Source organism: Mesorhizobium sp. 2RAF21 (genome assembly GCF_052115345.1).
Lineage (GTDB): Bacteria > Pseudomonadota > Alphaproteobacteria > Rhizobiales > Rhizobiaceae > Mesorhizobium > Mesorhizobium terrae.
The window spans coordinates 1-1,008 of sequence record NZ_JBFRGM010000054.1; the positions used below are offsets into that span (position 1 = coordinate 1).

Below are 1,008 nucleotides of genomic sequence, written 5' to 3' on the forward strand. Positions count from 1 at the left end.
CCATATCTCTTTTAAGTTCAATTTCTACACGCCATAAGTGATCAGACATAACTTCGACATCTGCGTTATCTTTACGTTCTTGTTTTTTGTTATAAATTCTAATAAATCTATCACTATCACGAACGCCAAAATATTTTGTTTCTGGTTTCCCGTCACGACCATAAAATACAGTTTTCTTAACTGCTTTATCAGTCATTGCATAATAATTACTTAAATCATCTTCAAAATCAAARGCTAARTCTAWTCTTGTAAAACCGTCATCTTCCATRTAGTYGATRATGTTTTGTTTTAACCAAAGCATTTCTTCATGYGTAAGTTTATTYGGATTAAATTCAACACGCATATTACGTCTATCCCATGTATCTGCTTTTACTTTGTCGTATTCGATATAAACTTTTTCCTGCAGYGCTTTAGCTTTAAATTTCGTTTGTAGTATATCCCAAAGTCKAATTTGTGGTTCGATACTCATAAATGACGATAGCTTTTGAGCGTTGTCACGACTGAGATTTCCAACTATTGTCATAGCGTCAAAACTTAATTTAGGATTTTGTGGGTGCACAGAATGCACTCCTAACCGGCTATTAGAGTATCCGGTTGAGGTGTAATTTGTAACTTCTTGTAATGTGCTTTGCTTTGAATGAATTTCTTGCTCTTTTCTACTCATAAAAAATCGACTCCTTAATTTAATTTAAGAAGTCGCCCACCCGAATATTTATCTTGATGTATATTTAAATATCGTTTAGTATTTAAATATACAAATTCATAAAAAACAACTCATGTTTTCTTTTAGGATTGTCGTTCACAAACTTTGGTCGGTGGGTGAGCGACTTCTTTTTATTTGTTTATTAATATAACACTATCAAAAGGCTTGGTCTAATCAGATCAAGTCTTTTTTAGTACCAAAACTTATTACATAATCAAAAATTAATTTTCTTTAGATAATTTATATTGCTTGTAAGCATAATAAACTATAAATGACTGTACTACTACTTGTGCAAAAGATAATGC

General features: G+C 31.2%; 1 protein-coding gene. It reads right to left on the minus strand.

What is annotated here, in order from left to right:
• The coding region (locus tag AB4136_RS33340) for a replication initiation factor domain-containing protein (RefSeq protein WP_441932342.1) at positions 1 to 664 on the minus strand (664 nt) is incomplete at its 3' end.
• Positions 665 to 1,008: the final 344 nt, after the last annotated feature.